The 25,974-nt window shown below is 63.3% G+C and carries 21 protein-coding genes and 2 pseudogenes; 11 read left to right on the top strand and 12 right to left on the bottom strand.

The features are described 5' to 3' along the window. Positions 1-306: 306 nt before the first annotated feature. From VHN57_RS27365 to traA, 9 genes are all read right to left on the bottom strand, one after another. Positions 307-939 (bottom strand): RNA polymerase sigma factor, encoded by a 633-nt coding sequence (locus VHN57_RS27365; protein WP_010337037.1) that lies wholly within the window; start codon positions 937-939, stop codon positions 307-309. 628 nt (positions 940-1,567) lie between these two features. Next, entirely contained in the window at positions 1,568-2,392 is an 825-nt protein-coding gene (locus VHN57_RS27370) for an IS5 family transposase (RefSeq protein WP_125990377.1), read from the bottom strand. A 64-nt stretch (positions 2,393-2,456) separates the two neighbouring features. Next, a complete protein-coding gene (locus tag VHN57_RS27375) occupies positions 2,457-3,005 on the bottom strand; it encodes a hypothetical protein (protein WP_010337038.1) in 549 nt (182 codons plus the stop codon). Between the two features lie 177 nt (positions 3,006-3,182). Beyond that, positions 3,183-3,764, bottom strand: coding sequence for a DUF4142 domain-containing protein (locus tag VHN57_RS27380; RefSeq protein WP_010337039.1), 582 nt, complete (start codon positions 3,762-3,764; stop codon positions 3,183-3,185). Between the two features lie 224 nt (positions 3,765-3,988). Further along, on the bottom strand, positions 3,989-4,348 hold the full coding sequence (locus VHN57_RS27385) for a hypothetical protein (protein ID WP_037525043.1): 360 nt from the start codon (positions 4,346-4,348) through the stop codon (positions 3,989-3,991). A 355-nt stretch (positions 4,349-4,703) separates the two neighbouring features. Beyond that, positions 4,704-5,840 (bottom strand): serpin family protein, encoded by a 1,137-nt coding sequence (locus tag VHN57_RS27390; RefSeq protein ID WP_423286595.1) that lies wholly within the window; start codon positions 5,838-5,840, stop codon positions 4,704-4,706. A gap of 167 nt (positions 5,841-6,007) precedes the next feature. Beyond that, a complete protein-coding gene (locus VHN57_RS27395; RefSeq protein ID WP_046990358.1) occupies positions 6,008-6,277 on the bottom strand; it encodes a DUF1971 domain-containing protein in 270 nt (89 codons plus the stop codon). Then, positions 6,277-7,014: a DUF6118 family protein gene (locus tag VHN57_RS27400; RefSeq protein ID WP_273692290.1), complete on the bottom strand. Its 738-nt coding sequence runs from the start codon at positions 7,012-7,014 to the stop codon at positions 6,277-6,279. The genes VHN57_RS27395 and VHN57_RS27400 overlap by 1 nt, the downstream gene beginning before the upstream one ends. A gap of 9 nt (positions 7,015-7,023) precedes the next feature. After that, a complete protein-coding gene (traA, locus tag VHN57_RS27405; protein ID WP_044663630.1) occupies positions 7,024-9,957 on the bottom strand; it encodes a Ti-type conjugative transfer relaxase TraA in 2,934 nt (977 codons plus the stop codon). Positions 9,958-10,130: 173 nt separating this feature from the next. On the opposite strand from traA, the gene VHN57_RS27410 reads away from it, so the two are divergent. The 5 genes and pseudogenes from VHN57_RS27410 to VHN57_RS27430 form a co-directional block, all read left to right on the top strand. Beyond that, on the top strand, positions 10,131-10,439 hold the full coding sequence (locus VHN57_RS27410; RefSeq protein WP_010339211.1) for a conjugal transfer protein TraD: 309 nt from the start codon (positions 10,131-10,133) through the stop codon (positions 10,437-10,439). A gap of 37 nt (positions 10,440-10,476) precedes the next feature. Beyond that, complete coding sequence (locus VHN57_RS27415; RefSeq protein ID WP_010339212.1) at positions 10,477-10,686, top strand: conjugal transfer protein TraD; 210 nt, start codon at positions 10,477-10,479, stop codon at positions 10,684-10,686. Beyond that, positions 10,679-11,233: an AAA family ATPase gene (locus tag VHN57_RS27420; RefSeq protein WP_010339213.1), complete on the top strand. Its 555-nt coding sequence runs from the start codon at positions 10,679-10,681 to the stop codon at positions 11,231-11,233. The genes VHN57_RS27415 and VHN57_RS27420 overlap by 8 nt, the downstream gene beginning before the upstream one ends. Further along, positions 11,226-11,489 (top strand): hypothetical protein, encoded by a 264-nt coding sequence (locus tag VHN57_RS27425; protein ID WP_273692340.1) that lies wholly within the window; start codon positions 11,226-11,228, stop codon positions 11,487-11,489. The genes VHN57_RS27420 and VHN57_RS27425 overlap by 8 nt, the downstream gene beginning before the upstream one ends. 2 nt (positions 11,490-11,491) lie before the next feature. Beyond that, a pseudogene (locus tag VHN57_RS27430) lies at positions 11,492-12,523 on the top strand (type IV secretory system conjugative DNA transfer family protein); the annotation flags it as partial. 119 nt (positions 12,524-12,642) lie between these two features. Here the strand turns inward: VHN57_RS27430 and VHN57_RS27435 are convergent. Next, positions 12,643-15,594: a Tn3 family transposase gene (locus VHN57_RS27435; protein WP_228168062.1), complete on the bottom strand. Its 2,952-nt coding sequence runs from the start codon at positions 15,592-15,594 to the stop codon at positions 12,643-12,645. Positions 15,595-15,723: 129 nt separating this feature from the next. On the opposite strand from VHN57_RS27435, the gene VHN57_RS27440 reads away from it, so the two are divergent. Continuing rightward, positions 15,724-16,329, top strand: a complete 606-nt coding sequence (locus tag VHN57_RS27440) for a recombinase family protein (RefSeq protein WP_026109404.1) — start codon at positions 15,724-15,726, stop codon at positions 16,327-16,329. A 26-nt stretch (positions 16,330-16,355) separates the two neighbouring features. Next, entirely contained in the window at positions 16,356-17,684 is a 1,329-nt protein-coding gene (locus VHN57_RS27445) for a hypothetical protein (protein WP_020817906.1), read from the top strand. Positions 17,685-17,707: 23 nt separating this feature from the next. Here the strand turns inward: VHN57_RS27445 and VHN57_RS27450 are convergent, their stop codons facing one another. Next, a complete protein-coding gene (locus tag VHN57_RS27450) occupies positions 17,708-18,919 on the bottom strand; it encodes an IS256 family transposase (protein ID WP_423286600.1) in 1,212 nt (403 codons plus the stop codon). Between the two features lie 112 nt (positions 18,920-19,031). On the opposite strand from VHN57_RS27450, the gene VHN57_RS27455 reads away from it, so the two are divergent. Further along, a complete protein-coding gene (locus VHN57_RS27455) occupies positions 19,032-19,718 on the top strand; it encodes a type IV secretory system conjugative DNA transfer family protein (protein ID WP_423286602.1) in 687 nt (228 codons plus the stop codon). A 724-nt stretch (positions 19,719-20,442) separates the two neighbouring features. After that, a complete protein-coding gene (locus VHN57_RS27460; protein ID WP_273692335.1) occupies positions 20,443-21,555 on the top strand; it encodes a replication initiator protein A in 1,113 nt (370 codons plus the stop codon). A gap of 189 nt (positions 21,556-21,744) precedes the next feature. Here VHN57_RS27460 and VHN57_RS27465 read toward each other — a convergent pair. Next, positions 21,745-24,637, bottom strand: a pseudogene (locus VHN57_RS27465) (Tn3 family transposase). A 125-nt stretch (positions 24,638-24,762) separates the two neighbouring features. Here VHN57_RS27465 and VHN57_RS27470 point away from each other — a divergent pair. Next, complete coding sequence (locus VHN57_RS27470) at positions 24,763-25,383, top strand: recombinase family protein (RefSeq protein WP_008832583.1); 621 nt, start codon at positions 24,763-24,765, stop codon at positions 25,381-25,383. After that, the gene (locus tag VHN57_RS27475) at positions 25,380-25,910 is read left to right on the top strand and encodes a GNAT family N-acetyltransferase (protein WP_007686150.1); all 531 of its coding nucleotides are present in this window, start codon (positions 25,380-25,382) and stop codon (positions 25,908-25,910) included. Before VHN57_RS27470 ends, VHN57_RS27475 begins: the two co-directional genes overlap by 4 nt. The last annotated feature ends 64 nt before the right edge of the window (positions 25,911-25,974 follow it).

Consider the following 25,974-nt stretch of genomic DNA (forward strand, 5'->3'; position numbering starts at 1 on the left):
GCATGTCCTACTCGGTCAAAGGGTTCTCCAAGCTCATTCCCGCCCCAACTGTTCCTGTTCAGCCGGCGGCACGCCCCATTTCGGAGACGTGCCGGCCACTGAACCGGGTGTTGGAAACCTGAAACACGTCAGGCGCGGACGCCTTTGGCCGGGTGGCTTGGACATGCGCGCCCGCCACCCGGTCGATGAAGCTCGACCGGCTCGTGTTTCAGGAGGTTTCCACGCCTCCACCCGCGTCTCCGCAGGTGCGCGCACGCTACCGGCAAACTGTTAAGAAAAGCAACAAGCCAACCGGCACACCGGGGTTCAGCCGATCTTGACGCCCCGCCAGTCCCGCTTTTTCCGCAGGCGGACGGGCAGCTTGGCCTCTGGCGAGGGTGTATCGCGGCCAGTCCTGTCGGCCAGCAGCGGCGTTGATCGCTCATCGATCAGGGCGCGCAGCCGGGTCCGCCCGCGAGCGACACGGCTCTTGAACGTTCCTGTAGCAATGCCGAGCTGCGCCGCTCCGTCCTCGACGGACACGCCCTGGCTCGCCAACAGCACCGCCTCGCGCTGGTGGGGCGGGAGTTCGCTGAGCGCCCAATCCGTATCGCGCAGCCAGATGGCAAGACTCTGGGTCTCGCCCACGTTCAGCATCCGGTCGCGCGCATCCTCGGGCAGATCGGCATGGAAACGCGCGCGGCGGCGACCGGTGAGGAAACTGTTCTTCATTATGGTCCGAGCCCAAGCGGCGAGGCTCGTTCCGGCCGCGAAGCTGGCGCGCGCGGCCCAACAGCGCAGCATGGTGTCCTGCAAGAGATCGTCGGCATCGGCACCGCCTCCGGTCAGCCGCCGGGCATAGGCGCTGAGCGCGGCCGCCTGTGCAATCAGCGCAGCTCCAAAGTCATCGTCGGGCATGGCGATCGGTGACGGAACGCGGGCAGGCGCGGTGGGCGGCATCTCATTCTCCGGGCAGGCTTCTCCTGCCCTCAAGTGATATAGGCCGCGCAAGCCGCCGATGTTGCCGGGCCGACCTCTTCGCACCCCGCTTCGTCCCGTCTCGGTCGATCAGGGCTGCATCCGTGCTATAGGAGGGCATAGCGTGAATAGTACGCCAGACAACGCTAGGGGCGAACAATCAACGAACATTTATGCGGCGCAGCTATCTTTTGGCAGGTTGAGCGTCTTACGTTCTGCAGACGCTGCAACTTTATCCCATAGAAAGTTACCTGAGAAGGCAATGTGGCGACCGGTGCCTATCGCGCCAAGGCGACAACCGTCGATGCTCTTGCTGACACTCTCTATGGTTCCGGCCTGTGTCCTGCGATCCGTGAAGAGACATTGTTGTGCGCTACTGCGACAAGGGCAGTCCGCTCATTGTGCAATGATAGAGTATCAAGCTGGACCTGACGGTAGTGTAAGCAAGAAAGTTCAACGATAGACTATATTGTATAACGTAGTTATACTGGCGTTCGATACCCTACAATGCCACAACATCTCCCAGGTTCGATTGGAGCAAGAGGTAGGTCAGGGCCGTCGCGATCTTGACAACGAACCCCGCCCCATTCATTAGAGTCCGTTTGGAAAATCAGGGATGAGCGTTTCGGCGTAGTAGGTTTCCACCCATGGCGACGAGGATCATCGCCTGTGAGACGTCGATGCGCTTTTCGTAGTCGCGGACCAGACGGCGCCATCGGGTCATCCATCCGAAGGTGCGTTCGACGACCCAGCGGCGCGGAAGCACCTTGAAGCCCTGCTGGCGATCGCTTCGACGGATGACCTCCACGACAAAGTCGAGGTAGCTGGCCTTGTCCATGAGCTTGAGGCGATCATAGGCGCCATCGGCAAAGAGATGCTTCACCCACGGCCAGCGCTTGCGGATGCCATCGAGGATCGCCTGAGCGCCTGCACTATCGGAGATATCGGCGGTAGTGAGGTTGACCATCAGCAAGCGTCCATCGGTGTCGACTGCGATATGCCGCTTGCGACCGACGATCTTCTTGCCTGCGTCAAAACCGCGCTTTTCTGCGGAAGGCGCCTTGACCGACTGGCTGTCGATGACCGCCGCACTGGGGCTGGCTTCTCGCCCCTCACGTTCTCGGTCCAACATCAATTCGATGTCGTGGATCGTCTGGAACAGGAACCTGCGTGCCAGCTCCCGAAACCAGCCATAGACCGTCTGCCAGGCGCCAAAATGGATCGGCAGCATCCGCCAACCACACCCCGATCGCACCAGATAGCGGACCGCGTTGATCACTTCGCGGAAATCCACCTCGCGGGGACGGCCTCGACGACCCGGCTTGGGCATCAACGGCGCAAGGCGATCCCATTCCTCATCGGTCAGGTCACTGGGATAACGCTTCGTCTTCTTCGCAATCTGGGCCATCCGCCCCCGGCTCTGCTGCGTCCACATCCAGAGCCTGAATCACGCAGATACGCCTATGACAACCCCTGCCGCCGATTTCCCAAACAGCCTCTTAGAAGTGGAAGACTACGCCGCCCATGGGCCGCAGACTGTCAAAATCGTAGGTTTCCATCTGAAGGCGAATGCGAATGCCGCTATTACCGGTTACGCCGCCCAGACCGATATCCTTGGGTCCAACTTCGACGCCCACGCCATACACCCAGTCCTTTTGGTCGCTGTAGGCGCGCTTGCCATTAACCCACTGATATCCGGCAGAGGCAAACACCATTCCGCTCTCGCCGGCCCGCGCACCAATGCGGCCACGAACGCCATATTCCCAATCGATGTCGTTGAAGCCCTTGCTGGCGTTACCCTCCGCACCAACAAATACCGGACCCAAGGGAATGTTGACGCCTGCAATCCCGCTGATGAGCGCGCCGTTCATGCTACCGCCACGCGGCGAGCCGAATTCGCTATCTTTGTCGAAGGTGTGATACCCGCCAAGGACGCCAACATAAGGCTCGATGCCAAATGCATCAGTGCCGTCGGGAGCGGTCTCCTGTGCAGACGCAAGCGTAGGAACAAAGCAGCAGACAGCGGCAGCAAGGATCAAATTCTTCATGTATCTCTCTTCAAATTTGTTCGTACCGAAACTGTCGGTAAGTGACCTGCTAACCCCGAACGTCAAAGAGAGTTTCGACAAGTAACAACAAAATGGCAGAAGTGACAAAAATGCCACTTCTGCCATGATGGTGATCAAGCGAGAAGACCGTATTTCAGGTGTCCCGCATTGCTTAGGTCAGCGCGAGGCAACTGCCGCCGGCGTCAGCCCCTTGACCACGGTATAGCCGCTTTCGATCGTCGGCACTGCAAGGGTAGCAACCTGCTTCAGAGCCGGATCGCTGCCCTCCAGAGCGTAGCCCTTCTGCAGTGCCCACATCGACGGAGCTTCATCTGCCATCTGCGTCAGATAAAGATTGTCGAAATCGTCCTTGCTCTTCTTGAGCAAATCAATTGACGCAGCACGCTGCGACGAGAGAGCTAGCGTAGGCTTGGCGATTTTTCGATCCTTGTTGGAGAGGGCGGCAAAAAGCGAGTCCCGCTGTTTCTTTGCTTGATCATAGTCTGCCTTCGCGTAGGCCTTCACATCGGCACGCTCAGCCTTGCGCAGCGCAAGCTGCGAAGCTGCAATACGATAGTTGAGAGCATCAGCACTCAGCTTGACGTAGTCGGAAGCCGAGACCTGACGTTGGGGCTGGATCGAGAACACCGTGGTGGTTTCACCTGCGACGTTGGTCTGCGCGACGCCCGACATGGTCTGGGCATAGGCGACGGGGGACAGAAGGGCGGCAGCCAGAGCAGTGCCGATAAGATAGCGCATTGCATTCTCCACAAAGTTTGGTGAACGCATTACGCTGCTGCGCCGCTCTCGTTCCCGCCATTGATGAAGAAGGAAGGTCTGCAGAGAGTGCGTCAGTCATCCTTCGGCCAAATTTTCCCACGCCTTGAATAGCTTATTGTTCACAATATTATTGCCTCAAACAAAAAAATGGAGATCATATGAGCGCTTTGGAGGGCATAGCGTCGGGGGTGCGCCAGACAATGCTAAGGGCGAATAATCGGTGAATGTATAGAGGTTGAGATCAGACACCCATCTTGAGCCCGCCCTTCCTCTTCTCCCATGGTGTAGAGTTTGCGCATATGTCCGGTGTCGAACAAGGGCGCATCAGCGTTCGGGGCGGCTTCATCGATTGCGCATATGGAGAGCCGGATTTTACGCTCCTGCGCAAAGCTGCGTAGATCATCGATGATCGTCCTGTCCGCTTCGCCCAGCACGGTGGAAAGCGCACGCGACACAAGGCTCAAAGTGCGCGGTTTCGACACCTTGAACTTCGGCGCAAGTCGGCCATTATAGAGGATGTAGATCGCCCCTTGCGAACCGTCTGTCGGCGCATCGACCATCATGTCGCGTGGCAACAGGAAGAAGCCGCTGATCGTGCCGCCATCGACGTGAAGTTGAGGACATAGCGTGGAAGGTACGCCAAACAACGCTAAGGACGAACAATCAGCGAACGCTTAGACTGCGCGGCTATCCGGGGGTAGATTGAGAGCCTTGCGGCCAGCGTCTCGGATGGCAGTCATGAGAGCGTACGTTTTTGCCCATCCTCTCACCGCCCCCCAGGATGCACGAACACGCCAAGGCGGGCACGGACGCGCTCAACGCCGCACCGGCCAAGGCCGCGCCAATTACTCGCGACAGCGGCACTATCATGCCAGGAGGCTACGCCGTCGCGGCTGAACGGCACATGGCCCTGTGCGCCTATGGAATCGCGGTCGGATCGGCGATGCGCCCGAAAAACAGCACCGCGCCGCTCTTTCGGTCGCGCAGAGTGGCAAGGAAAGGACGATCGACCACCATCTCCGGCACCTGGGGCTCTATCCGCGCACTGGTCACGACGATTTTCACCGCGGTTGCCGCCGCTGCCTCGGTGCCTTCCTCATCGACGCGCAGGAAGGTCGCGTGCGCCACGTCATTGATCGCCAGACGCACGCCGGAGACGATGCCGGACAGGTCCGCACGCTGCTGATCGAAGGCGCTTGGCATCCCCGCTGCGATCAGCGCTGCCTTGACGCTCTTGTCGAACCGCGCTTCGAAGCGGGGCAGAATGATCCGCATCTCGCGCGCCTGCTCCGCTGCCAGATCGAAGCGATCATTGCCGCCCTGCTCGCCGGCGAAGAAATCGCCCCCCTTCATCTCGCGCTCCCAACGGCGCAGGACCGCCGTGTCGCGCGGCAGGAAAATTTCCATCACGAAGCTGCCATCGCCGGCATAAGGCAGGGCGATCGCCTGTCCCTCATGGGTCTCGCGATAGTCGAACCGGCCTATCCGCTTCATCATCGTGATCGGAATGCGCGTGCCGTCGCCACGCGTGAAGGTCCGCGTTTCCGTCTCCTCGAACGGCACCTGCCACTTTGCCTTGAAGTAAAGAGCGTTGGTCAACACAGCGGCGGTGTCATCCCTGAAGCCGCTCGGAGAGACGATCTCCGAAATCCTGCCCTTCGTCTCGCGCGAGACCCAGCCATTGATCCGTGCGGCCGCTCCGGTGGGATCACCGGCATAATCGACCGTTTCCGGAGCCGCCCCGAAGCCGGAACGCGCCTCGGCGACATACTCGTCCCGGATCGGCAATCCCTTTGCCAGCCATAGCGCGTTCGCGATGCCGAGCGTGATATCGGCATCGCCGGTATCGCTGAGCTGGGCATTATAGGCTCTGATAGGCACGGCCGCATTCGGGACCGAAGGCCAGTCCAGAACGCGCCCGATCTCGTCGCGTGTGCCCCCTCGCGCACCGAGGTAAGCAAGCCCCAGGCCCTGTGACAGGCTGACCGGGGAGACGAACAGATTGGCGTTTGCATCGGCCGTCGCTGCCAAGTGCGGGTAGACCTTGGCGGTCATCAACGCCGCGCCATAAGTCAGCGCCCAAGGCGTGATCTCGCCGCTTCGCTCCGACTGCCCGGAGGGAGACGGGCCAAAATTGGGTGCCGGAGCGCTTGTCACGCAGCCACCAAGCGCCAGGCTCACGAGAAACGGGAATGACAAGGCTGCTTTACGCATGGCTCTTCCTAGAGGCTTGGCCGCTGATCGTAGAAATCGACCTGCATCCGCATGGCTCCGAGCGGTTCCACGAAATGCGGTTGTTCCGGTAGAACCAGCCCTGGCCGATCAGGTGTAAGGATCACCTCGGAGGCAGGGTCGAGATAGGTGAGCTTCAATCTCCCTTCGATGACCCGGATCACGCCCCAAACACCGGCCTTGGTGCGATGCTCGGAGCGCAAGGCAGTGGGCAATGTGGCCTCATCGAATATGGGCGTCGAGCGGTAGGGAATCGTCATTACCTCTTCACTCCCACCTGGACCGTGCATCGCACCGGCTGATCCGCCTTCCTTGCGGCTTGCCGGCATCCTTCGATCTTTTCACGATTGTCGCGCAGCAACCTGTCGGCCGCGACGATCGCCTCCCAGCTTGGCTGCGACGCACTCGCCATCAGATGCTGCCCGGCATCCCACGGCGTCGCTTCGGCAAGAACCCGCGTCGCCATGCGTTCGGGCCATTGCCAGCTCGTCGGCACGATCTCGCGCGCGACCATACCGGGCAGGAAGGACCAGAGGAGGATGCCGATAAGCAACCCGCCCAGCCCGAACCATAGTTGACGGTTCTTTTGATCCCGCGCCGTCAGCGCCGATTGAACGACGGTGCGCAGCTCGCGCCCCTGCTGTTTCATCTCGTTGGTGGCGGTGGCGAGGGCGGCATGATCGGCGCTGCGAAGGTCGGCCGCCGCTCGATTGATCTGCGCCGAAACCTGCGCCGGCGTCATCGCCAACGCCGGCGACTTCACGATGGCCGTCGTAACCTGGTCCAGGCGTCCGTTGATGCCGTCCAGCCCCTGGACGACATGCCCCAGCGTCTCGGAATAATCCGGCACGTCGATGCTGGCGCGCTCGGCCGCCAAGCCCTCGATGGCGCGGCGCATCAACGCTAGTTCGCCGCGCTGCTGCTCGACCGCAACGCGCACTTGCTCGAACGCTTCCGCCGCCGCGTCGCCGCCTTCCTCCCATTCCTCGTCCGCCATTGTCTCTCCTTATCGGCTCAACCCTCGATCGCGGCCGATTTCCAGCGAACGGGTCAATTCCTGGCTGATCGGGCGATCCCGGCCCATTTCCAGCCCCAGCTCGGGCGCGCGCCGCTGCAAGACGGATTCGAGTTGGGGATCGCGGTGCAGCGTTCCGGCCAGGCTCTCCATCTTCTTGCCGGTGCGCTGCGCGGCCTCACGATCGCCGCTGCGCGTAAGCTCGGCCCGCTCGCGCGCCATGCCCTGCCAGCGCTCCACGAACCGATCGGCGCGAAGCTCGGGATTGGTGCGGACCTGGGCCTCGTGCGCCATCGCCCGCGCCGCGCCGCCGGCCTTGCCCTCGGCCGCTTCGCGCACCAGCACCGGGTTGCGCTCGAACGCGGACGCCAAATCGCGGGCGGCATGGGGCCGCACCTGGTCGAGCGCGTCGCCCGCCTTCGCCAGCGCCTGCTTCTGATGCGGGAGCACGGGCAAGCCCTTCTCCCGCATTCGGTCCATATCGGCCTGCGCGCGCGCATAGCGCTCGATCGCCCTGGCCTGGCTCGGCGCTGCCGGTGCCCGCTCGGGGGTGGTGTTAATCGGACCCCCTTTGCCGTCGCGCGCCAGCTCGGGCGAGGACGGTTTCGGCTTGAACCCGGCGAACATGCCCCTCGCCTTGTCACGCACCTTCCCGGCGATCTCGCGCGCGAGTTCCGGGAAGCGGATCTCGCGCCGCTCGGCGAACGCGCGGGCCTGGGCCTGCCCGTCACGGGCGGCGGCATAATCGCCCGCCATGTCCTTGCCCCGGTCGCGCGACAGGGTGCGGGTGAGCTGGCGCTGATCTGTGAAATCGTCGCGACCATAGTGGAGCTGCACGCTGTCGCGGTGCCGCGACAGGCCGACATAGGCCGAGTGCCGATCCATGCCCGGTGTCGCCAGCACATGCGCCTGATCGACCGTCACGCCCTGCGACTTGTGGAAGGTGGCCGCATAGCCATGATCGACATGGGCATAATCCTTGAGGTCGAACGCTACCTTCCGGCCATCGTCCATCTTCACCGCCATGCCCTCGGCGCTGACGCGCTCCAGCGTGCCCAGCGATCCGTTCTTCACGCCAAGGCCGCGATCGTTGCGGAAGAACATGATCCGATCACCGGTCGCGAAATCGCGCCTGCCGCGCTCCACCGATAGCCCCACCCCCTCACCCAGCTCGCCGGCGGCGCGCATACGGCTGCGGGCTTCGCTGTTCAGCTCCTGCACCTCGGCATTGGTATGGGTGAGGATGATGCGGCTCTTGTCCGGATCGGCCTGCCGGCCGCTCTCCCATCCGTCCATCAGTTCGACCCGCGCCGCCTCGCGCGTGTCGGCAGCGCGCACCATGCCTTGCCTCTCATAGGCGTGCAGCGCCTCTCCGGTCCGGCCTGTGGCGAGCGCGCGCGTCGCTTGCCGTTGCCAGTCCTCATGCTGCCGGCGAATTTCGGTGATCTCGGCCGTGCCATGACGCTCGGCAAGGCTGCGGAACGCCGCCCCGGCCTCGATCGCCTGCAACTGCTCGGGATCGCCGACAAGAACGACCTTCGCGCCGGCACGTTCGGCCTCCGACAGCACCCGCTCCATCTGGCGCGAGCCGATCATGCCCGCCTCGTCGATAACGAGCACATCACGCGGGCCTAGCTGCTCGCGCCCCTGCCCCCATGCGTGCTCGAGACTGGCGATCGTCCTCGAGGCGATGCCGGAACCACCCTCAAGATTTTCGGCGGCAATGCCCGACAGGGCCGCGCCGCGCACCTGATAGCCTTCGCGCTCCCACGCCTCGCGCGCGACCCCCAGCATGGCCGACTTGCCGGTGCCCGCATAGCCGAGGACGATGGCAAGATCGCCACTCGTCCCTATATGCTCCAAAGCGGCCCGCTGATCTTCACCGAGTGTCAGCCCGCCACTCCCGGCGGCGTTCAGCCCCCCTTGTAGCGACGCCGCCGGGAGACCATGCCCCGCCCTGTCGGCAAGCCGACCGGCAGCGCGCTCTAGCCGCTCCTCCACCGCGATCATCTCGCGGCTCGTGAACCGCTCCTGGTCGCGTCCGTCCTTCCCCAGCGCCACCAGCTCGGGCGAGGATCGCACCGCGCTCATCACCTGGTCGAACTGATCCTTGCCGTCGCTGTGGCGGAACGCGAACTGCGCCAGGTCGCGCCGCGTGAACGTCGCCTGTTGGCGCGTGATCGCGTCGAGCGCGATTTGCGGATTGGCGATGATCTTCTCGCCATTCTCGCGCGCGATCCGGGCATGGTCCTCGACCCGCTCGGCCTCAAGCCCCTGTTCGGGCATCCGCGATGCCGCCGGCCCGATCTTGTGCTGCGGCTCAAGGTCGATCCCCTGCGCCTCCAACGTGCGATGATCTATGCGAGCATCAATATCCAGCTCGGCCAGGCGCTCGTTGACGTGATCGGCCCACGCCTCGCGCCATTCCTGCAAGAGCGCGGTGCTGTTCCACTCGCGCACCTTCTGCCCGAACCCCTCCGGCCCTACCTCGCGCATCGACAGCATGACATGCGCGTGCGGCTTGGGCTGGCCGTCCTTCCCCATGTCCCAATGCACATTGAGGTCCGCGACCATGCCGCGCTTCACGAACTGCTTTTCGACGAACTCGCGCGCGAGCCGGATGCCCTCTTTCTGATCCAGCTCGCGCGGAATCGAGAACTCCACCTCGCGGGCAAGCTGCGCGTCCTTGCGCTTCTCACCAGCCTCAACCTCGTTCCACAAGACCGTGCGATCGTTTAAACGCTCCGGCGCACCCTCGGACAGCATAATCTCCGAATGGACAACGCCGGCCTTGTTCGAGAAGTCATGGTCGCGCCCCAGCCGGTCATCGTGCAGCCGTTCCGCCGCACGATAGGCCGCACTGGCAACGGCGCTCGATCCGTTGGCACGGCTGATAACCTTGGCCGAGAAATGGTAGATCGCCATGACAACCGCTATACTGCCCTTCTTAGCGCACGTCGGCAACGACGTATAAGCGCGCACTCACACTCTCTGCCGTTCGCATGATTGACTTCGCCGCATTTTTGTTCGCAACCGCTGTCCTGCATCCGTGATCGTGCTACGCTGCCTCTCCCGATCATGGGCGCGAGGGAGAGAATATGCGCAAGGTCCGCGACTATGACGCCGAGTTGAAGGCGCTGGGCGACAAGGCCCGCGCGCTCAAGGCGAAGAAGGTCCAGCAGCTAGGCGAACTGGTCACGTCCACCGGGGCCGATACGCTTGATGCCGACGTGTTGGCCGGTGCGCTGCTCCATATCGTCGCCGAAGCACAGGCTGAAGGAAACCGGGAGGCGTGGCGCTCCGATGGCGCGGCTTTCTTTCAAGGGCGCGGGCGCAAGACTGGCCGACGTGCTGGCGGCAGCGCGGAAGGCGGAAGCGAAGCTGGCGCAGGCGAGGCACAGGCTTGATGCCGCCGCGCGCCGCATCGATACGAGAGGATGGGTCGTGGCCCGACGCGAGCGCACCCGCCATCTCATAGAGCTGGGCGGCCTGGTTCAGAAAGCCGGCCTGGTCGAACTGGCCGACGACGATCGCGCCACCCTCTACGGCGCGCTGCTCGAACTTGCCGCGAAGGCGCGTGAGGATGGCAACGCGCTCTCGCTCTGGAAGCGGCGCGGCAAACGCGCGTTCGACGCGGAAGCTGACGATGGCTGACCGGCCCGATTTTCATATCATCACTGGTGGTCCCGGTTCGGGTAAAACCACATTGATCGACGCCCTGGCGGCGCAAGGCTTCCACCATATGCCCGAAGCCGGTCGCGCCATCATTCGCGATCAGATCGCCATTGGCGGCGGCGCCCTGCCATGGGCCGATCGCGGGGCCTTCGCTGAACTGATGCTGAGCTGGGAATTACGATCCTGGCATGAAGCGCATGACCGAAAAGGCCCGGTGATCTTCGATCGCGGCGTTCCTGATGTGTCGGGCTATCTGCGCCTGTGCGGCTTGCCCGTTCCTTCCCATGTCGAGCGCGCGGCCGAGATGTTCCGCTACCAGCGCCGGGTATTCATCGCCCCGCCCTGGCGCGAGATTTTCGGGCAGGACACGGAGAGGAAGCAGGATTTTGCAGAGGCGCAAGCGACCTATGAGGCGATGGTCACGGTCTATGCCGATCTCGGCTATGAGCTTGTGTCCCTGCCTCTCGCCCCGGTTGCTGAAAGAGTGCGCTTTGTGCGCGCACGGATGTGGAGGGTAGATGACTGACCGCGTTCCCCGCTCATGGCAGCTCCTGATGGTCGGGTCAGGCGTACATCGGATCTCGCCCGATCTTTGGGACCGGCTTGTGCGCCTGCTCGATCTCTCGCCGCAAACCCGGCTAATCGAAATCGAAACCGATCAGGGCGGCGTCAGCGTCTCACGGGACTGGCCCAGCGACAAGATGGAGGAGGTCTCGGCGATCGAAGCCGAAATCCAATCCACCCCCGGCATCATCCGCATGACCATGTTCCAGGCGAGTTGACGATGGAGTGGTTCCGCCAGCTCGGCCGCGCGATCCGCAACCTGTCCCGCATCGCGCGCCAGAATCCCATATGGGCGATCACCGCGCTGGTGGTCAGCCCAATCCGGCTGATCCGCCATCTGTTCGCCGTCCTGATCCTGTTTCTGGCCGCCGGCATCGTGCTGGGCCTTGGGATGCCGCTCATCCTGGGCAAACTGTTCGGCCTCCCGCATGATTCCAACCTCTATCAAATCATCATGATGCTGACGGTGATCGTCGTCATCCTCATTGGCCTGCGCGCGCTCTTCCAGCCCCTGATCCTTGCTTATGGCGGCCCTGCCGCCGACGACACCCACGGCTCGGCCCGCTTCGCCACCGACGCCGAAAACCGCGCCTATGCCGGTGATAGCGGCCTGCTGATCGGCCGCGATCGCAAGACGGGCAGGCCGCTGCGCTATGCCGGTCCAGCCCATCTGCTGACGATCGCGCCGACGCGCACCGGCAAGGGCGTGGGCACGATCATCCCCAATCTGCTCGACTATGCCGGCCCGGTCGTCTGCATCGACCCCAAGGGCGAAAATGCCCGCATCACCGCCCGCCATCGCGGCAACTTCGGCCCGGTCCATGTCCTCGATCCGTTCGGGGTGACGGGCATCGCCAGCGCCGCGTTCAACCCGCTCGACCGCATCGACCCGAACAGCCTCGATCTCGCCGACGAGGCCATGACGCTGGCCGACGCGCTGGTCTATGACGCTCCCGGCGAGGCCGGCGAGGCGCATTGGAACGAGGAAGCCAAGGCGCTGATCGCTGGCATCATCCTGTCGATCGTCACGAGCGAGCCGCCGGCGACGCGCACCCTCGCCACGCTGCGCGACCGGCTCACCCTAGCGCCGCGAGCCTTCGCCGCGACGCTGGAATCGATGCAGGCCCAAGGCGGCCTCGCCGCGCGCGCCGCCAACCGCCACCTGGGCAAGTCCGATCGCGAGGGCGCAGGCGTGCTGTCGGCCGCGCAGCGCCATACCCATTTTCTCGATAGCCCCCGGATGTCGGCGGTCACGTCCGTCAATGTGGTGTAATTTCGGTGCTGGCCATCGGGCTGCATTTTCAGGCGGCCTTGGGTGTAATCTGTAGCGGCTGAACCTCCTCGGCCCCTGTGCATTATCAGGACACGGATTCACGGTAGCGGTTTGATGAGCAGCGGCATGAGGCCGTTGGCGTCGAGATCGAGGTGATCGGACCAGACATAATCGCCGGTGAGATTGATGCGATCCCAACCCAACGGCGAGAGCCGGGACAGCATAGCTGGATCGATGGGGCTTCCTCGACGACGCATTTCGTCGACGGCGCGCCCCAGATAGCGACAGTTGAACAGGATAATCGCTGCGGTGACGAGGTTGAGCGCGGCCGCTCGGGTCTGCTGGTTCTCCAGGCCACGGTCGCGAAAACGGCCGAGCCGATGGAAGGCGACCGCCCGGGCAAGGCTGTTGCGGGCCTCGCCCTTGTTCAACTCGGCAGTGACGGTACGGCGCAGAGCCGGATCCTCGAACCAGCGGAGCGTGAACAGCGTGCGCTCGATCCGCCCGATCTCCCGCAGCGCCGCAGCGAGGCTGTTCTGCTGGCGGTAGGCGGACAGCTTCTTCAGGATCAACGATGGCGTGACGGTGCGGTGACGGATCGCGCCAATGACACGTTCAATATCGGGCCAGTGGCTGACGATCAGGTCCCGGTTGAGCCTGTGACCGAACAGTGGCGCAAGCCTGCCATAGCGCTTCGAGGGTTCGAAAGCGTAGAGGCGCCGGTCGGACAGGCGAGGAATGCGCGGCTCGAAATCGAGCCCGAGGAGATGCATCGTCGCGAATACGATGTCGGAAACGCCGCCTCCATCGACGTGCAGCGCGGTCAGATCGGCGTTGCTGTCATGGCCGAGGAGCCCATCGAGCGCATGGATGGCTTCTCCTGCCGTGCCGGCGATCACCGTCTGGTGCAGCGGCGCGTAGCGGTCGGTGATGGTGGTGTAGATCTTGACCACTGGGTCGCGACCATAATGGGCGTTGACCGCTCCGCCGGCTTCGCCCGGCCCGCCCAGGTAGAAGGCCTGGCCATCCGCGGAAGCCCGGTGTCCTTGCCCAAACCAGGCGGCGATCGGCTCGGCGTGGATGGCGTCGGTCAGACAGGCGAGCGCCGCCCGAAAGGTTTCCTCGCGCATGTGCCATGTCTGCATGCGCAGCAGCGCGCGGCGTGACCCTGCGCCGCATACCTCGGCCATGCGCGACAGCCCAAGATTGGTCGCTTCGGCAATCAGAGTGGCGAGGAAGGCCTGCTCATCGCCAGGCGGCAACCCGGTCGAGACGTGCCCGAAGTGCCGGGTGAAGCCGGTCCAGCGTTCGACTTGCGACAACACGTCGGTGATACGCGTGGCAGGCAGCATGTCGTAGCAGGCAAGCGTCAGGCGCCGTCCTTCGTCGTGCCTGGCATCATCGTCCTTCAGTTCCTTGGGAAATCGCAATCGCTCGCCAGCGAACAGGGCAGCATCGCGTCCGGCCAGATTGTGGGCGACGTCGCGCAAGGCGCTGTCGAGCTGCGCGGCGCGCTGATCGAGCCATGCGTGTGGATTACCGAGCGAGAACGGCGGTTGCAGCGCTGCGCCGGATAACGGCGCGAGCAGCACGTCCAGCGACCTGTGCAGCCTTGACCTCGGCACCCAGATATCACCCGAGGCCAGTGCATTGGTGAGCGCGCCGTAAGTCGCCATCTCCCAGTGCGTCCGGTCGATCTTGCCGGCGACCACGACATGGCGGTGCCAGCGCCGCTCGACATGACCGAGCGGAACGTCGGCAGGGAGGGGCTTGCGCCAGTCGCCATCAAGATTCGACAGGATCGCCATCGCGTCGCGCAATGCCGCGGTGCCGGCCCGACCGTGGAAATCGAGCGCTTGCAGGAATAGAGGCCCTGTTCGCTTGAAGGTCCGGTATTCGGCTGCGATCTCGCTCAGCACATCGTCCCTGTGAGGTGCCGCGGTACGACGGATGATTGCGGCATCAGCATCGAGCATGTCGAGAGGCACGATATCCCTGAGGGCCGCACCGATATCTCCGCCGGCGCGTGCTGCCTGGCTAACTGTTTCCAGCACAGTGGCGATCCGCATCAGCCGATCGCGGCCTTCGCGTCCCGAAATCGCGACCCTCTGCTCCAGGCGTTTGCGAGCACGAAGGTGAGCGCGTCCCATCAAGGCGCTGAACATGGCGATCGCCGCGTCGGTAAGCGTGGCCTCCATCTCGCGCAGCGTTGCAAGCAGGATGACCCGCCTGCGGGAGACGCGCATCTGTTGGAAAGCCTGGGCTGTATATCGCACGCCTTCGCGGGCGAACTGCGTCAGGCGGGGCTCGTGCAGGGGATCGACCGGAATGCTGGAAATACCGGTCCTATGGATTATCGCGACCTTCTCGAGGATTTCGGCAAGCGAGGCTGACGCGACGCGGGGCTCTGGTTCGCGCAGCCAGGACAAGCGGCTCTGCCGGTCATGTACCTTCTCATCGATCAGCATATCGAGACGCTGACGCATATCCGCATCGAGTTTAGCATCGACCGCGGCGACCAGATCGGTTTCCGTCCGAAGCATCGCCTCGGCCGCCATCCGCTCAACGACGCTGATGCCAGGGATGACGATGCGTCGCGTGCGCAGCTCGTCCAGCAATCGATCAAGCAAAATGCGCCCGTCCACGATAGCCATGGCTTCGGTTTCCAGCCAAGTCATCATGATGCCGCGCGCTGGCCGGCTCAGATCGGTGAATCCGAAGCGCGCCTTGATGGCGGCAAGCTGATCGTAGCGGGTCGGCGCTCGCCGCGCGAAGTCGGCGACGACGCCTGCATCCACTCCGACCTGTTCGGCGATGTGGTCGAGCATGATTGCAGGCAACAGCTCGCCTGTGCGCAGATGTCGCCCCGGATAGCGCAGGCAGCAGAGTTGCAGGGCATAGCTCAAGCGGGTCGCCGGAGTGCGTGCGAAGCCGATCGCAGCAAGGTCCTCGGCATCGAGGCCATGATGTCGCACCACCGCCGCCTCGCTGTCGGGCAAAGCAAGCAACGCGGCGCGCTGCCGCTGGGTCATCGGAATACGTGCGGGCATGTTTCATCCTCCAAAAACCTCTTGCCTTTTGTTGGCTTAGTGAAAGAGGATTGTGAAAGACCCAAGGCTGCGGAAATTGGTGCATGCTGTTTCCGCCTCCAGATACGGCCGTTTGTGAAAGAGACGCAGATGACGCGCGAACCCTATCTGATCGGTTATGCCCGCGTGTCGAAGGGCGACGACCAGTCGAACGCCGCGCAGCGGCGCGCGCTCGATGCGGCCGGCTGCAAGCGGGTGTTCGAGGAGACCGCCAGCGGTGGGCGGTGGGACCGACCCAAGCTTCTGGAGATGATCGGCCAGTTGCGCGACGGAGACGTCGTCGTCGTCTGGAAGCTTGACCGGCTGTCGCGCAGCCTAAAGGATATGCTGCACATCATGGAGCGGATCGAGCTGGCAGGCGCGGGCTTCCGCTCACTGACCGAGGCGATCGACACCACCACCGCGGCAGGGCGGATGATGATGCAGATGGTGGGAAGCTTCGCCGAGTTCGAGCGGGCCATGATCCGCGAGCGTACCAGCGCCGGCCTTGCCCAGGCTCGCGCAGAAGGACGGATCGGCGGGCGTCGGCCCAAGCTCGGCGACAAGCAGCGCCGCGAAATCGCCGAGTCCGTCACGTCCGGCCGCAAGTCCGGTGCCGAGATGGCGCGGCTCTACGGCGTCAGTGAACCCACCGTCTCGCGCATCGTCGCCGCGCACCGCCAGCAATTCAGTCAGCAGCAGAGGGAACAGGCATGAAGCGTGGTCACGATCTGTCCGGCGTCATGAAGTTCGCCACCTCGCCGGCCTGGGGCGAGCATCTGGGCGAGGCGCTCGGCGATCATCTCGGGCTGGCGATGGAGGAGTTCGACTTCGAAGCGGACGAGCTGGCGGACATCGTCGGCGATCATTGGGCCGGCGTGTTGTGGGGATGCGCGTTCGAGGATCTGCTGACGCGCACCATCCAACCCGACCGGAACATCGTCGATGACTATATTCGGCGCCGGGGCTGGAATGAGAGCGGCCCGACCAAAATCTACCTGCGTGCCCTTCGATCGTCAGTGATGAGCCTCCACGAGGTCAGCGAGGTCGAGCCCGGCAGCGGCTTCCTCGTGCGCGACCTGATCCGGGGCGGCGAGCCGCTTCGAGTATCCGAGCGCAGCGCCTCGCAGACGCTGAAGCAATGGGACAGGATCGGTGCCCGCGTCGTGCAGGTCGGAGGCAAGCACCTCCTGTCGGGCGGCGTGCTGTCGTTCACGATGGAGGCGGCCGAGGCGCTCGTCGCCGATCTACGGCGCTCGAAGGGCAAGCGCAGCCCGCGCACCGCGTTGAACCTAGACGCCGACGATCTGGCTGCACTTCCGGCCCTCATCAGCACGGCATGGCTGTTCGATGTCGTTCCCAAGACCATGGGACCGGCGCCCATCCCCACGCTGCACAACATTGATGGCGAGGAGGTGATGTTCCACCGCGTGCGCTTTCCCTTCGCACGCGGCGTGACCCAGGCGCTGGTCGGCGAGCGGCTTGATACTGTCCCTGCGCTTCAGCGGGAAACCACGCACTTTTGGAACTGGCTGGGCGAGAAACCGAACGGAAAAGCGAAAAGCACCGGGCGCATGGCGTGGGGTGTGACGATGGCGGACGGCACCCCGGTGCTCGGCAATGTCGAATTGAAAGGCCGCGCCCTGATGCTCGCCGTCACCTCGGCCGAGCGAGCGAAACGCGGCACCGCGCTTATCAACGATGCGCTCGCCGGGTTGGTCGGCTCGCCGCTGACCACGATTGAGACGGTCGAACAGGCCATGGCGGCGCGGGCCGAGGGGCTGACATCATCCGAACCGGCACCCGCCATTGCGCCAGAGGTTGCAACCCCGCTCATCCATGCCATGCTCGACCGTCAGTACCGCGCGACGCTCGATGAACCCGTCGGCATGCTCGGCGACATCACCCCGCGCGCAGCCGTTCAAACTGCCGCAGGCCGGCACCGAGTAGCCGGGTGGCTCAAGCATCTCGAAAACCGCAGCAGCAGCCAACTCGACGCGAACGACCCGATGGCCACCTACGACTTCACTTGGATATGGCGCGAACTTGGCATCGAGAACCTGCGCAAATAGTTCGCTACCCCTGACGTCGATGCCTACCGTGAATCCGTGTCCCTACAATGCACAGAGGCCTCCTCGGTTATGGGTGTGGCAAGGGCGGCCATGCCCTCGATCTGCATGTAGCGGTGCTGGAGCTGGTATTCATCGTTCTGCTCGAGCAGGACGGCACCGACGAGGCGGATGATGCTGTCCTCGTTCGGGAAGATGCCGACAACATCGGCGCGGCGCTTCACTTCCTTGTTCAGGCGTTCCAGCGGGTTGGTGCTGTGAAGCTTGACCCGGTGCTGCTCGGGGAAGGTCATGTAGGCGAGCACGTCGTGCTCGGCATCGTCCATGCAGGCGCCGAGCTTGGGCCATCTGGCGCGCAATTGATCGGCGACCTGACGCCAGACCTGAGTTGCGGCCGCATGATCGGGCTGGAGGAAGACTTGGCGGATCGCAGCAGCAACAACCGTGTTTTGGCCCTTGGGCACGTAGGCGAGCGCGTTCCTCATGAAGTGGACGCGGCAGCGCTGCCAGGTGGCGCTGAGCACGCGGGTGATCGCTGCCTTGAGGCCCTCGTGGGCATCGGAGATGACCAGCTTCACGCCGGTCAGGCCGCGGCGGGAGAGGTCCTTGAGGAAGCTCGACCAGAAGGGCTCGGCTTCGGAAGGGCCGATGTGCAGGCCGACGATCTCGCGCTTGCCCTCAGTGTTGACGGCGACGGCGATTATCGCGGCGACACTGACGATCCGTCCCCCCTCGCGCACCTTGAGGTAGGTGGCATCTAGCCAGAGGTAGGGCCAGTCACCGGCGAGCGGGCGCTTGAGGAAGGCATGGACGCGCTCGTCGATGTCTTTGCACAGCTTTGACACGGAGGACTTGGATATCCCGGTCATGCCCATCGCCTGCACCAGCTCATCGACGCGCCGGGTGCTGACCCCGGCAATCCACGCCTCCTGGATTACTGCGACCAGCGCCTTCTCAACAGTCTTGCGCGGCTCCAGGAAGCCGGGGAAGTAGGCGCCGGTCCGCAGCTTGGGGATCTTGAGGTTGAGCGTGCCGAGCCGGGTATCGAGACTGCGGTCGCGGTAGCCATTGCGCCAGGTCGTGCGTTCGCCCGATCGTTCATGGCGGCCAGCGCCGACCAGGCCGTCGACATCGGCCTCCATAATGATCTGCAATACGCTCTCGGCGATCGTACGCAGGAAATCTCCATCTCCGGTCTTCGCCATCAGTTCGGCAAGCGGTAGTCTGTCGTCGGTCATCGGGATCAACTCCTCGGTGGGCGTGTGAAGTGTGGTAACTCCACCTTACCGATGAGCCCGGTGGCCACCGAGTTCGAAATCGCATGGGGTTGGGCATGCCCAACCCCATGCGATCACCTCAATCTACACCGGAAATTACACCACGAGCGCGGACGCTAACATGTCGGCTGTGCTGGGGCGCTCGGATTTTACGTTCGCCGATGTGAAAGCGCAGGCCACGACGGTCTACCTAGTGCTGCCGCCCGATCGGCTCGCCACCTATGCCCGCTGGCTGCGCCTGATGCTCGCCCAAGGGCTGACCGATCTCGCCCGCGCGCCGGCTTCCCCTGCCCGCCCCGTCCTGTTCCTGCTCGATGAGTTCGCCGCGCTGGGCCGTCTCGAACCCGTGGAGCGCGCTATGGGCCTGATGGCCGGCTACGGCATCCAGCTCTGGCCGATCCTGCAGGACGTTCACCAGCTCCGCGCGCTCTACGAGCGCCGCGCCGGCACCTTCCTGTCGAACGCCGGCGTCTTGCAGATATTCGGGGTCAACGATCACGACAGCGCCAAGCTCGTTTCCGATCTGCTCGGCCAGGAGACGGTCGTGTTCGAGACCATGAGCCGCGCGATCGACAGCGACGAAACCGGCATATCGTTCGGGTCGCAACATGTCGCCCGCCCACTGCTCACGCCGGATGAAGTCCGCACGCTGCGCGACGATTTGCAGCTCCTGTTCCTCGCGGGGCAACGGCCGATCGTCGCCGCCAAACTCAAATACTATGCCGATCGCGAGTTCGCCGGCCGCTTCGACAAGGCGTGAGGTCGTTTAAACGGCGCGCGGATCTCGCGCCGGGAAAATCGGACGCTCCTGGGAGGTCCATAGAGCGCCTTGGGTTGTTCTGACGCCCGCAACTATCGAACGCCCTGGAAAGGGCTGGGCGGCCCGGAAATCGCACCTGTGGGGACGTTTCCACCTCCCCTGCCCTCCCGATCGGAGCGCCACTTATCCGCTTGGCTTTTCTGGAAAGCCATTTGGAACGGTGAGTTTAGGCGGTGAGCTAGCGATGGGGCGCTACGGTGCGCCATACCTTAAATAAACAAAGGCGTGCCGGCGAAGCCGGCTCATCATGGGGATGCCGGGTGGGAGGATCGCATAGCGATCCGGGGCGGCCGAAGGCCGCGAGCCGGCGGGGCGAAGCCCCAAGAGGCGGTGTTTTCTTCGTCTCGACCGTGCCGGAAGCGCGGCGACTGAAAGTTATCCACAGGGCGGCCTAGTGTTAATATATGGGTTTAGAGTCGTGTTACGGGTTTTTGGCGTCTCTTCATCATGTTGAAAATATTGGATAAAATCGCGTATTTTCATCTCAAGGTGAATCCGCTCTGACGAAAAGGCGAATCCAGAGTGACGATAGGGTGAATCCACTGTGACGATAGCTCTGGCCCTCCAAGCGTAATCGAAATGACGATAACGTGGGGGTGAATCTGAAATGACGATAATCCGCTTGCGTATGTGAAATGACGATAGTAGCTGTGGCGTTAGTGAAATGACGATAGACCCCGCCCCCTCCCTGTTTGACGCGCCGATCGCCGCGCCGTCTTCGGCCGTGGACGGCGACGATCGCACGCCGCTGCTGCCGGTGCGGCACCCCAACCAGGACTTGTTCATCTGCGATGTTCTCGACGCCATCCCCAAGGACGACATGGCTTCGATGGAGCATCCGGTTTTCTCGCTCTCGACCAAGCCCGACAACCGGATGCGGCGCTATGAGCATAACGGCAACGTTATCGAGATTATCCCCTCGGGCAAGGGGCTGGCGACGATCCACGACAAGGACATTTTGATCTATTGCATCTCGCAGCTCGTCGCGAAGATGAACCAGGGCGAGCAGCCTAGTCGCACCGTGCGCCTGCAAGCCTATGACATGCTCGTCGCCACCAACCGGCAAACCAGCGGCGAAGGCTATCGGCTGATGGCCGACGCCCTCACCCGCCTGCGCGGAACGACCGTGCGGACTAACATTCAGACGGGCGGCGTCGAGGAAACGCGGATTTTCGGCCTGATCGAGGAAGCCAGGATCACCCGCAAGACGTTCGACGGCCGTATGCTCGATCTCGAAATCACCCTGTCGGATTGGGTCTATCGCTCGGTTATCAGCAAGAACGTCCTGACCCTCCACCGCGACTATTTCCGGCTCCGCAAGCCGTTCGAGCGGCGCATGTATGAGCTGGCGCGCAAGCATTGCGGCGTGAAGGACGAATGGAAGATCGGCCTAGAGCTGCTGCAAAAGAAATGCGGCTCGAACAGCCCGCTCCGGGTGTTCCGCGCCCTGGTCAAGAAGGTCTGCGAGCATGACGCCGATCACGGCCATTTCCCCGACTATGCGGTGACGATGGACGATGACGTGATCCTGTTCCGCAACCGCTCGGGCCTCAAGTCCAAGCCCGATCCGGTCGCCAGCGCCAGCGACGATGCGCCCTATATCGACCCGGAAACCATGCACGACGCCAAGACGGCCGCGCCAGGCTATGACGTGTATGCGCTCTATGACGAATGGGTGTCGTGGTGGCACGACATGGGCAAGCCCGAACTCAAAAGCCCTGCCGGGGCCTTCCTCGGCTTCTGCAAGAAACGGCACGAACGCAAGCCGCTGCGTTGAACAAACAACTGCCCGTTCACGCTTTGATGGTGAACGGGCAAAGGCATCAACGCACCAGCTTAATTTTGCTTCGCCGCTGCTGGTGCACAGCCTCGTTGGCCTTCTCAAGTGCCACTTCGATCGCATCACGGATGATGTTCGAAGGTCCGCCCCGAGCTTTTGGGGGCGTTTGCGGGAGGGGGCGGAATCCTACGCTAAGGATTTGGGCCAGCGATATTCCCCGGTTAGATTGATGTGTTCCCATCCCAACGGCGAGACGTGGGCGAGTAGATCAGGCGCGATATGGGTACCGCTGGCGGCCCGGGTATTGACGACCTCGCCGAGCTTCATGGTGTTCCAGAATATGATGATGGCGGCGAGCAGGTTCATTCCGGCGATGCGATAGTGCTGGCCTTCGCCGGATCGATCCCGGATTTCACCTCGGCGGTGGAAGCTGATGGCGCGCTTTAGGGCGTGGTGGGCCTCACCCTTGTTGAGGCCGATCTGAGCCTGGCGCTGGAGGCCGGCATCAAGAATCCAGTCGATCATGAACAGGGTTCGCTCGATGCGGCCCACCTCTCGCAATGCGAGGGCCAGCTCATTCTGGCGCGGGTAAGAGGCGAGCTTGCGAAGAATCTGGCTGGGGGCGACGATCCCCGCTGCGATCGTCGCCATGATGCGCAGGATGTCGGGCCAGTTGCGCTCGATGAGCGGTTCATTGATCTTACCTCCGACCAGCGCTCGCACATTGGCCGGCGTCGCGTTGGGCGTGAAGGCATAGAGTCTTTTCTGAGGGAGATCGCGGATACGGGGGGCGAACCTGTAGCCGAGCAAGGCGCAGGCGGCGAACACATGATCGGTGAAGCCGCCCGTGTCGGCAAAATGCTGGCGAACGCGGCGGCCCGCGTCATTCATGAGCAGCCCGTCCAGGATATAGGGAGCCTCGCTGACCGTTGCCGGGATCACCTGGGTTGCGAACGGCGCATATTGATCGGACACATGGCTGTATCCCTTGAGGCCCGGGACGTTGCCATATTTCGCGTTGATCAGATTCATCGCCTCGCCCTGCTCGGTAGCAAGGAAGAACTGCCCGTCGCTGGATGCCGATTGCCCTTGTCCCCAGAAGGCGGCCATGGGCAGGGCGGCGTGGGCCTCCACGATCATGGCGAGCGCCCGATCATAGGCGCTGCCTTCGACATGCCAGCGCGCGATCCGCAGCAATTCCCAGAAGCTGTGCGTGTTGGTCGCCGCCGCCATCTTGCGCAAACCGAGATTGACGCCTTCCGCCAGCAACACGTTCATCAGGCCGATCCGGTCGCTGCAGGGCGCGCCGGTGCGCAGATGCGTGAACGCCTCGGAAAATCCGGTTCGCTCATCGACTTCCAGCAACAGATCGGTGATCCTCGCGGGCGGGAGCTGTTGATAGAGATCGAGCACGAGATCCTCGGCCCCTTCGGGCGTGTCGGCCCTCAGCTTGTCGATGTGCAGCTTGCCGTTCTCGATGATGCCGCCTGGGATCGTGCCGGTTCGCGCCGCGCGGCCAAACTCCTTCAGCCGTGTATCCAGTCGAGCCCTGCGCTCGGCCAGCCATTCGCCGGGTCGCAGCGGCACGGCGAGCCGCGCGGTCTGCTCTATCGCCTGTGGCGGGACCAGAAGCTGCTTGAGGTCGCCATAGCGGCGCGATCCCGCCAACCATATGTCACCGGACCGGAAGGCGTCGCGGATGTGGAACAGCACCGCGATTTCCCAAAGCCGGTGGTCGCCGCTGGGCTCAGCGCGAAGATGACGATGCCATTTCGAGTTGGGACGTAGAAAATCCACCGGCGGATCGACCTTGATCCCGTTACGCAGCATCGCAACGGCCGCCAGAAGAGGCGTGGCGATCGGCGCCGCCTGCATGTCGAGCAGGCGCAGCATCCTGGGCGCGTAGAGGCGGAAACGGTGATAGCCGTCCAGCACACGGCTGAGCGGGTCGGCCGCGAGCACGTTGGTCAGCGCGGAGGCCGTGGCGACAAGGGTTCTGAACCGTTCCCAGCCAGGCCCGGTGGCGATTATCCCGTCCAGGGCCGTGCCATCGTCCTGCGCTCCAAGCAAAGCACCACCGATTTCGGCAAAGGACTTCAGCGTGTCCCGAACGGCCGCCTTTTCGTCGGCGATCCTGGTGTTGCAAAGGCGTTCGGAGGCCCGATAGAGACGGCCTACGATGCGATCGTGGGTCTCCACGATGACATCGGCCAGCGATGACCGCCATTCCAGGGTGCAGACAGCGAGGATCGCAAGCCGCCTGTCTTCGGGCAGATCACGCATGCCGTCGGCGTAATAGCGCTCGCCCTGCCGGCGAAGCCGGGTCACACGATGCGCCGGCACGCCGTCCAGCAAATCCGCCGGAAGATCGAACCTTTGAAGATATTCCAGTCGATCCATCAGCCGGTTAGCGGCTGCTGAATTTGCGCCAACCTCGAACTGTCGCAGCCATACGAAGCGCGTGACGCGACCATCCACCGTATCCTCCAACAGGTGAGCCAAATTCTCGCTCAGGGTTGGCGTGATGCGATGGGCGATAAGATCCTCGATCCGGCGCTCGGCCTCAACCAGCGCATCGGCGCAAAGGCGCTCGATCGTCGAGGAGCCGGGAAGGATCGTGCGGGTGCGGCGACACTCCGCAACGAAGCGACGGGCAAGATCCTCATTCGATGTCGCCGCCTCGGCTTCCCGAGCGATCCATTCGCGCAAATCCCGTGCGCCCCGCCCCGAAAAGGAGCGATAGCCGTAGATTTCGGCGAAGGTCCGCCAGATGCTCGTGCCGGGTCTCCTCGCGCGCGGCATAGAGGAGTAGATCGTCGCTGGTCAGGCCGAGCTGGGCCGCGATGAAATCCGATACCTGCGCCGGGATCAACTCGCCAGGAGCGAGCACCCGGCCCGGGTAGCGCAGGACGCACAGTTGCAGCGCGAAGCCAAAACGATTGTGGGCGCGCCGGCGCTGGCGGATATGCCCGAGATCCTCATCGCTGAGGGTATAGTGCCGCAGCAGCTCACCTTGATCGACCGGCAAGTGAAGCAGCGCCTCGCGCTGTCGATCGGTCAGGGTCACGCGACGCGGCATACATGCTCCTTATTCTTTCCGAGCTACGGTTTGAGATAGCTTGATTGAGATGCTGGTTAAGATACACAATAGCCCAATCTTATGTGCTCATGTTCGTCACCGCCTCAAACCTTCGTTTGTGATCCATGCTGATCGGCTACGCCCGCGTGTCCAAAGCCGACGGCTCGCAGTCGCTCGACCTGCAGCACGATGCCCTTCGCGCTGCCGGTGTCGAGCCAGGCAATATCTATGATGATCGTGCATCCGGTAGCCGTGATGATCGCCCCGGTCTTGCCGCCTGCCTGAAATCGTTGCGCGACGGCGATGTCCTCATCGTTTGGAAGCTCGACCGGCTCGGCCGAACGCTCACCCACCTGGTCAGCACGGTGCAGAATCTGTCGGATCGCGGTATCGGTCTGCGGGTGCTCACCGGCAAGGGCGCGCAGATCGACACCACGACGCCATCGGGCCGGATGGTGTTCGGCATTTTTGCCACACTGGCGGAGTTTGAGCGGGATATGATCCGCGAGCGCACCATGGCTGGCCTGGCCGCTGCCCGCGCGCGGGGACGCAAGGGTGGCCGCAAGTTCGCCCTCTCCAAGGCCCAGGTGCGGCTCGCTCAGGCTGCTATGGCCCAACGCGACACGTCCGTTTCCGACCTCTGCAAGGAACTCGGGATCGAGCGCGTCACTCTCTACCGCTATGTCGGTCCCAACGGGGAACTCCGGGATTACGGTCAGCGCGTGCTTGCTGCCAAAACGCGATGATGATGACGGGAGCCCCGATCAAACTTACCCAAGCGGACGCCGCAGACGTTGCAGACCTGTACAACCGTTGCAGCGACTATTTCCTGTTGCAGGACGGGGCCGCGCCCACGCTGGACGATGCTCGCGAGCTTTTCTCCGATGTGCCGCCCGAAAAGAGCGCCCACAATCAAGCTGTCCTGGGATGGAAGGGGCCTGGCGGCCTATATGCAATCGCGGCCATCCTCCGCGATTATCCGCGTGATGGCACATGGTATCTCGGCTTCATGATCGTAGATGCCGCACAGCGTGGTCGTGGCGTCGGACGCTCAATTTACTCGACGGTCGAAAGCTGGGCCGCTGCGAGAGGTGCCACAGAGATTCGGTTGGCCGTGCTGGAAGCGAATGAAGCGGCAGAGCGATTTTGGCGTTCTCTCGGCTTCATTGAGTATCGGCGCGTTGGGCCAGACACCTTCAAAATGCGTAGCCATCGCCGGATAGAACTGAGCCGTCGCCTTTCTGGCGCGACCGTAGAAGGCAGCAACAAGTAAGATCTCGCGCCGGCTATCTGGGCGAGCTTGGCGTAGGATTCCGCCCCCTCCCGCAAACGCCCCC

This window comes from Sphingobium salicis subsp. salicis, from assembly GCF_049472635.1.
Classification (GTDB): Bacteria; Pseudomonadota; Alphaproteobacteria; order Sphingomonadales; family Sphingomonadaceae; genus Sphingobium; species Sphingobium yanoikuyae_A.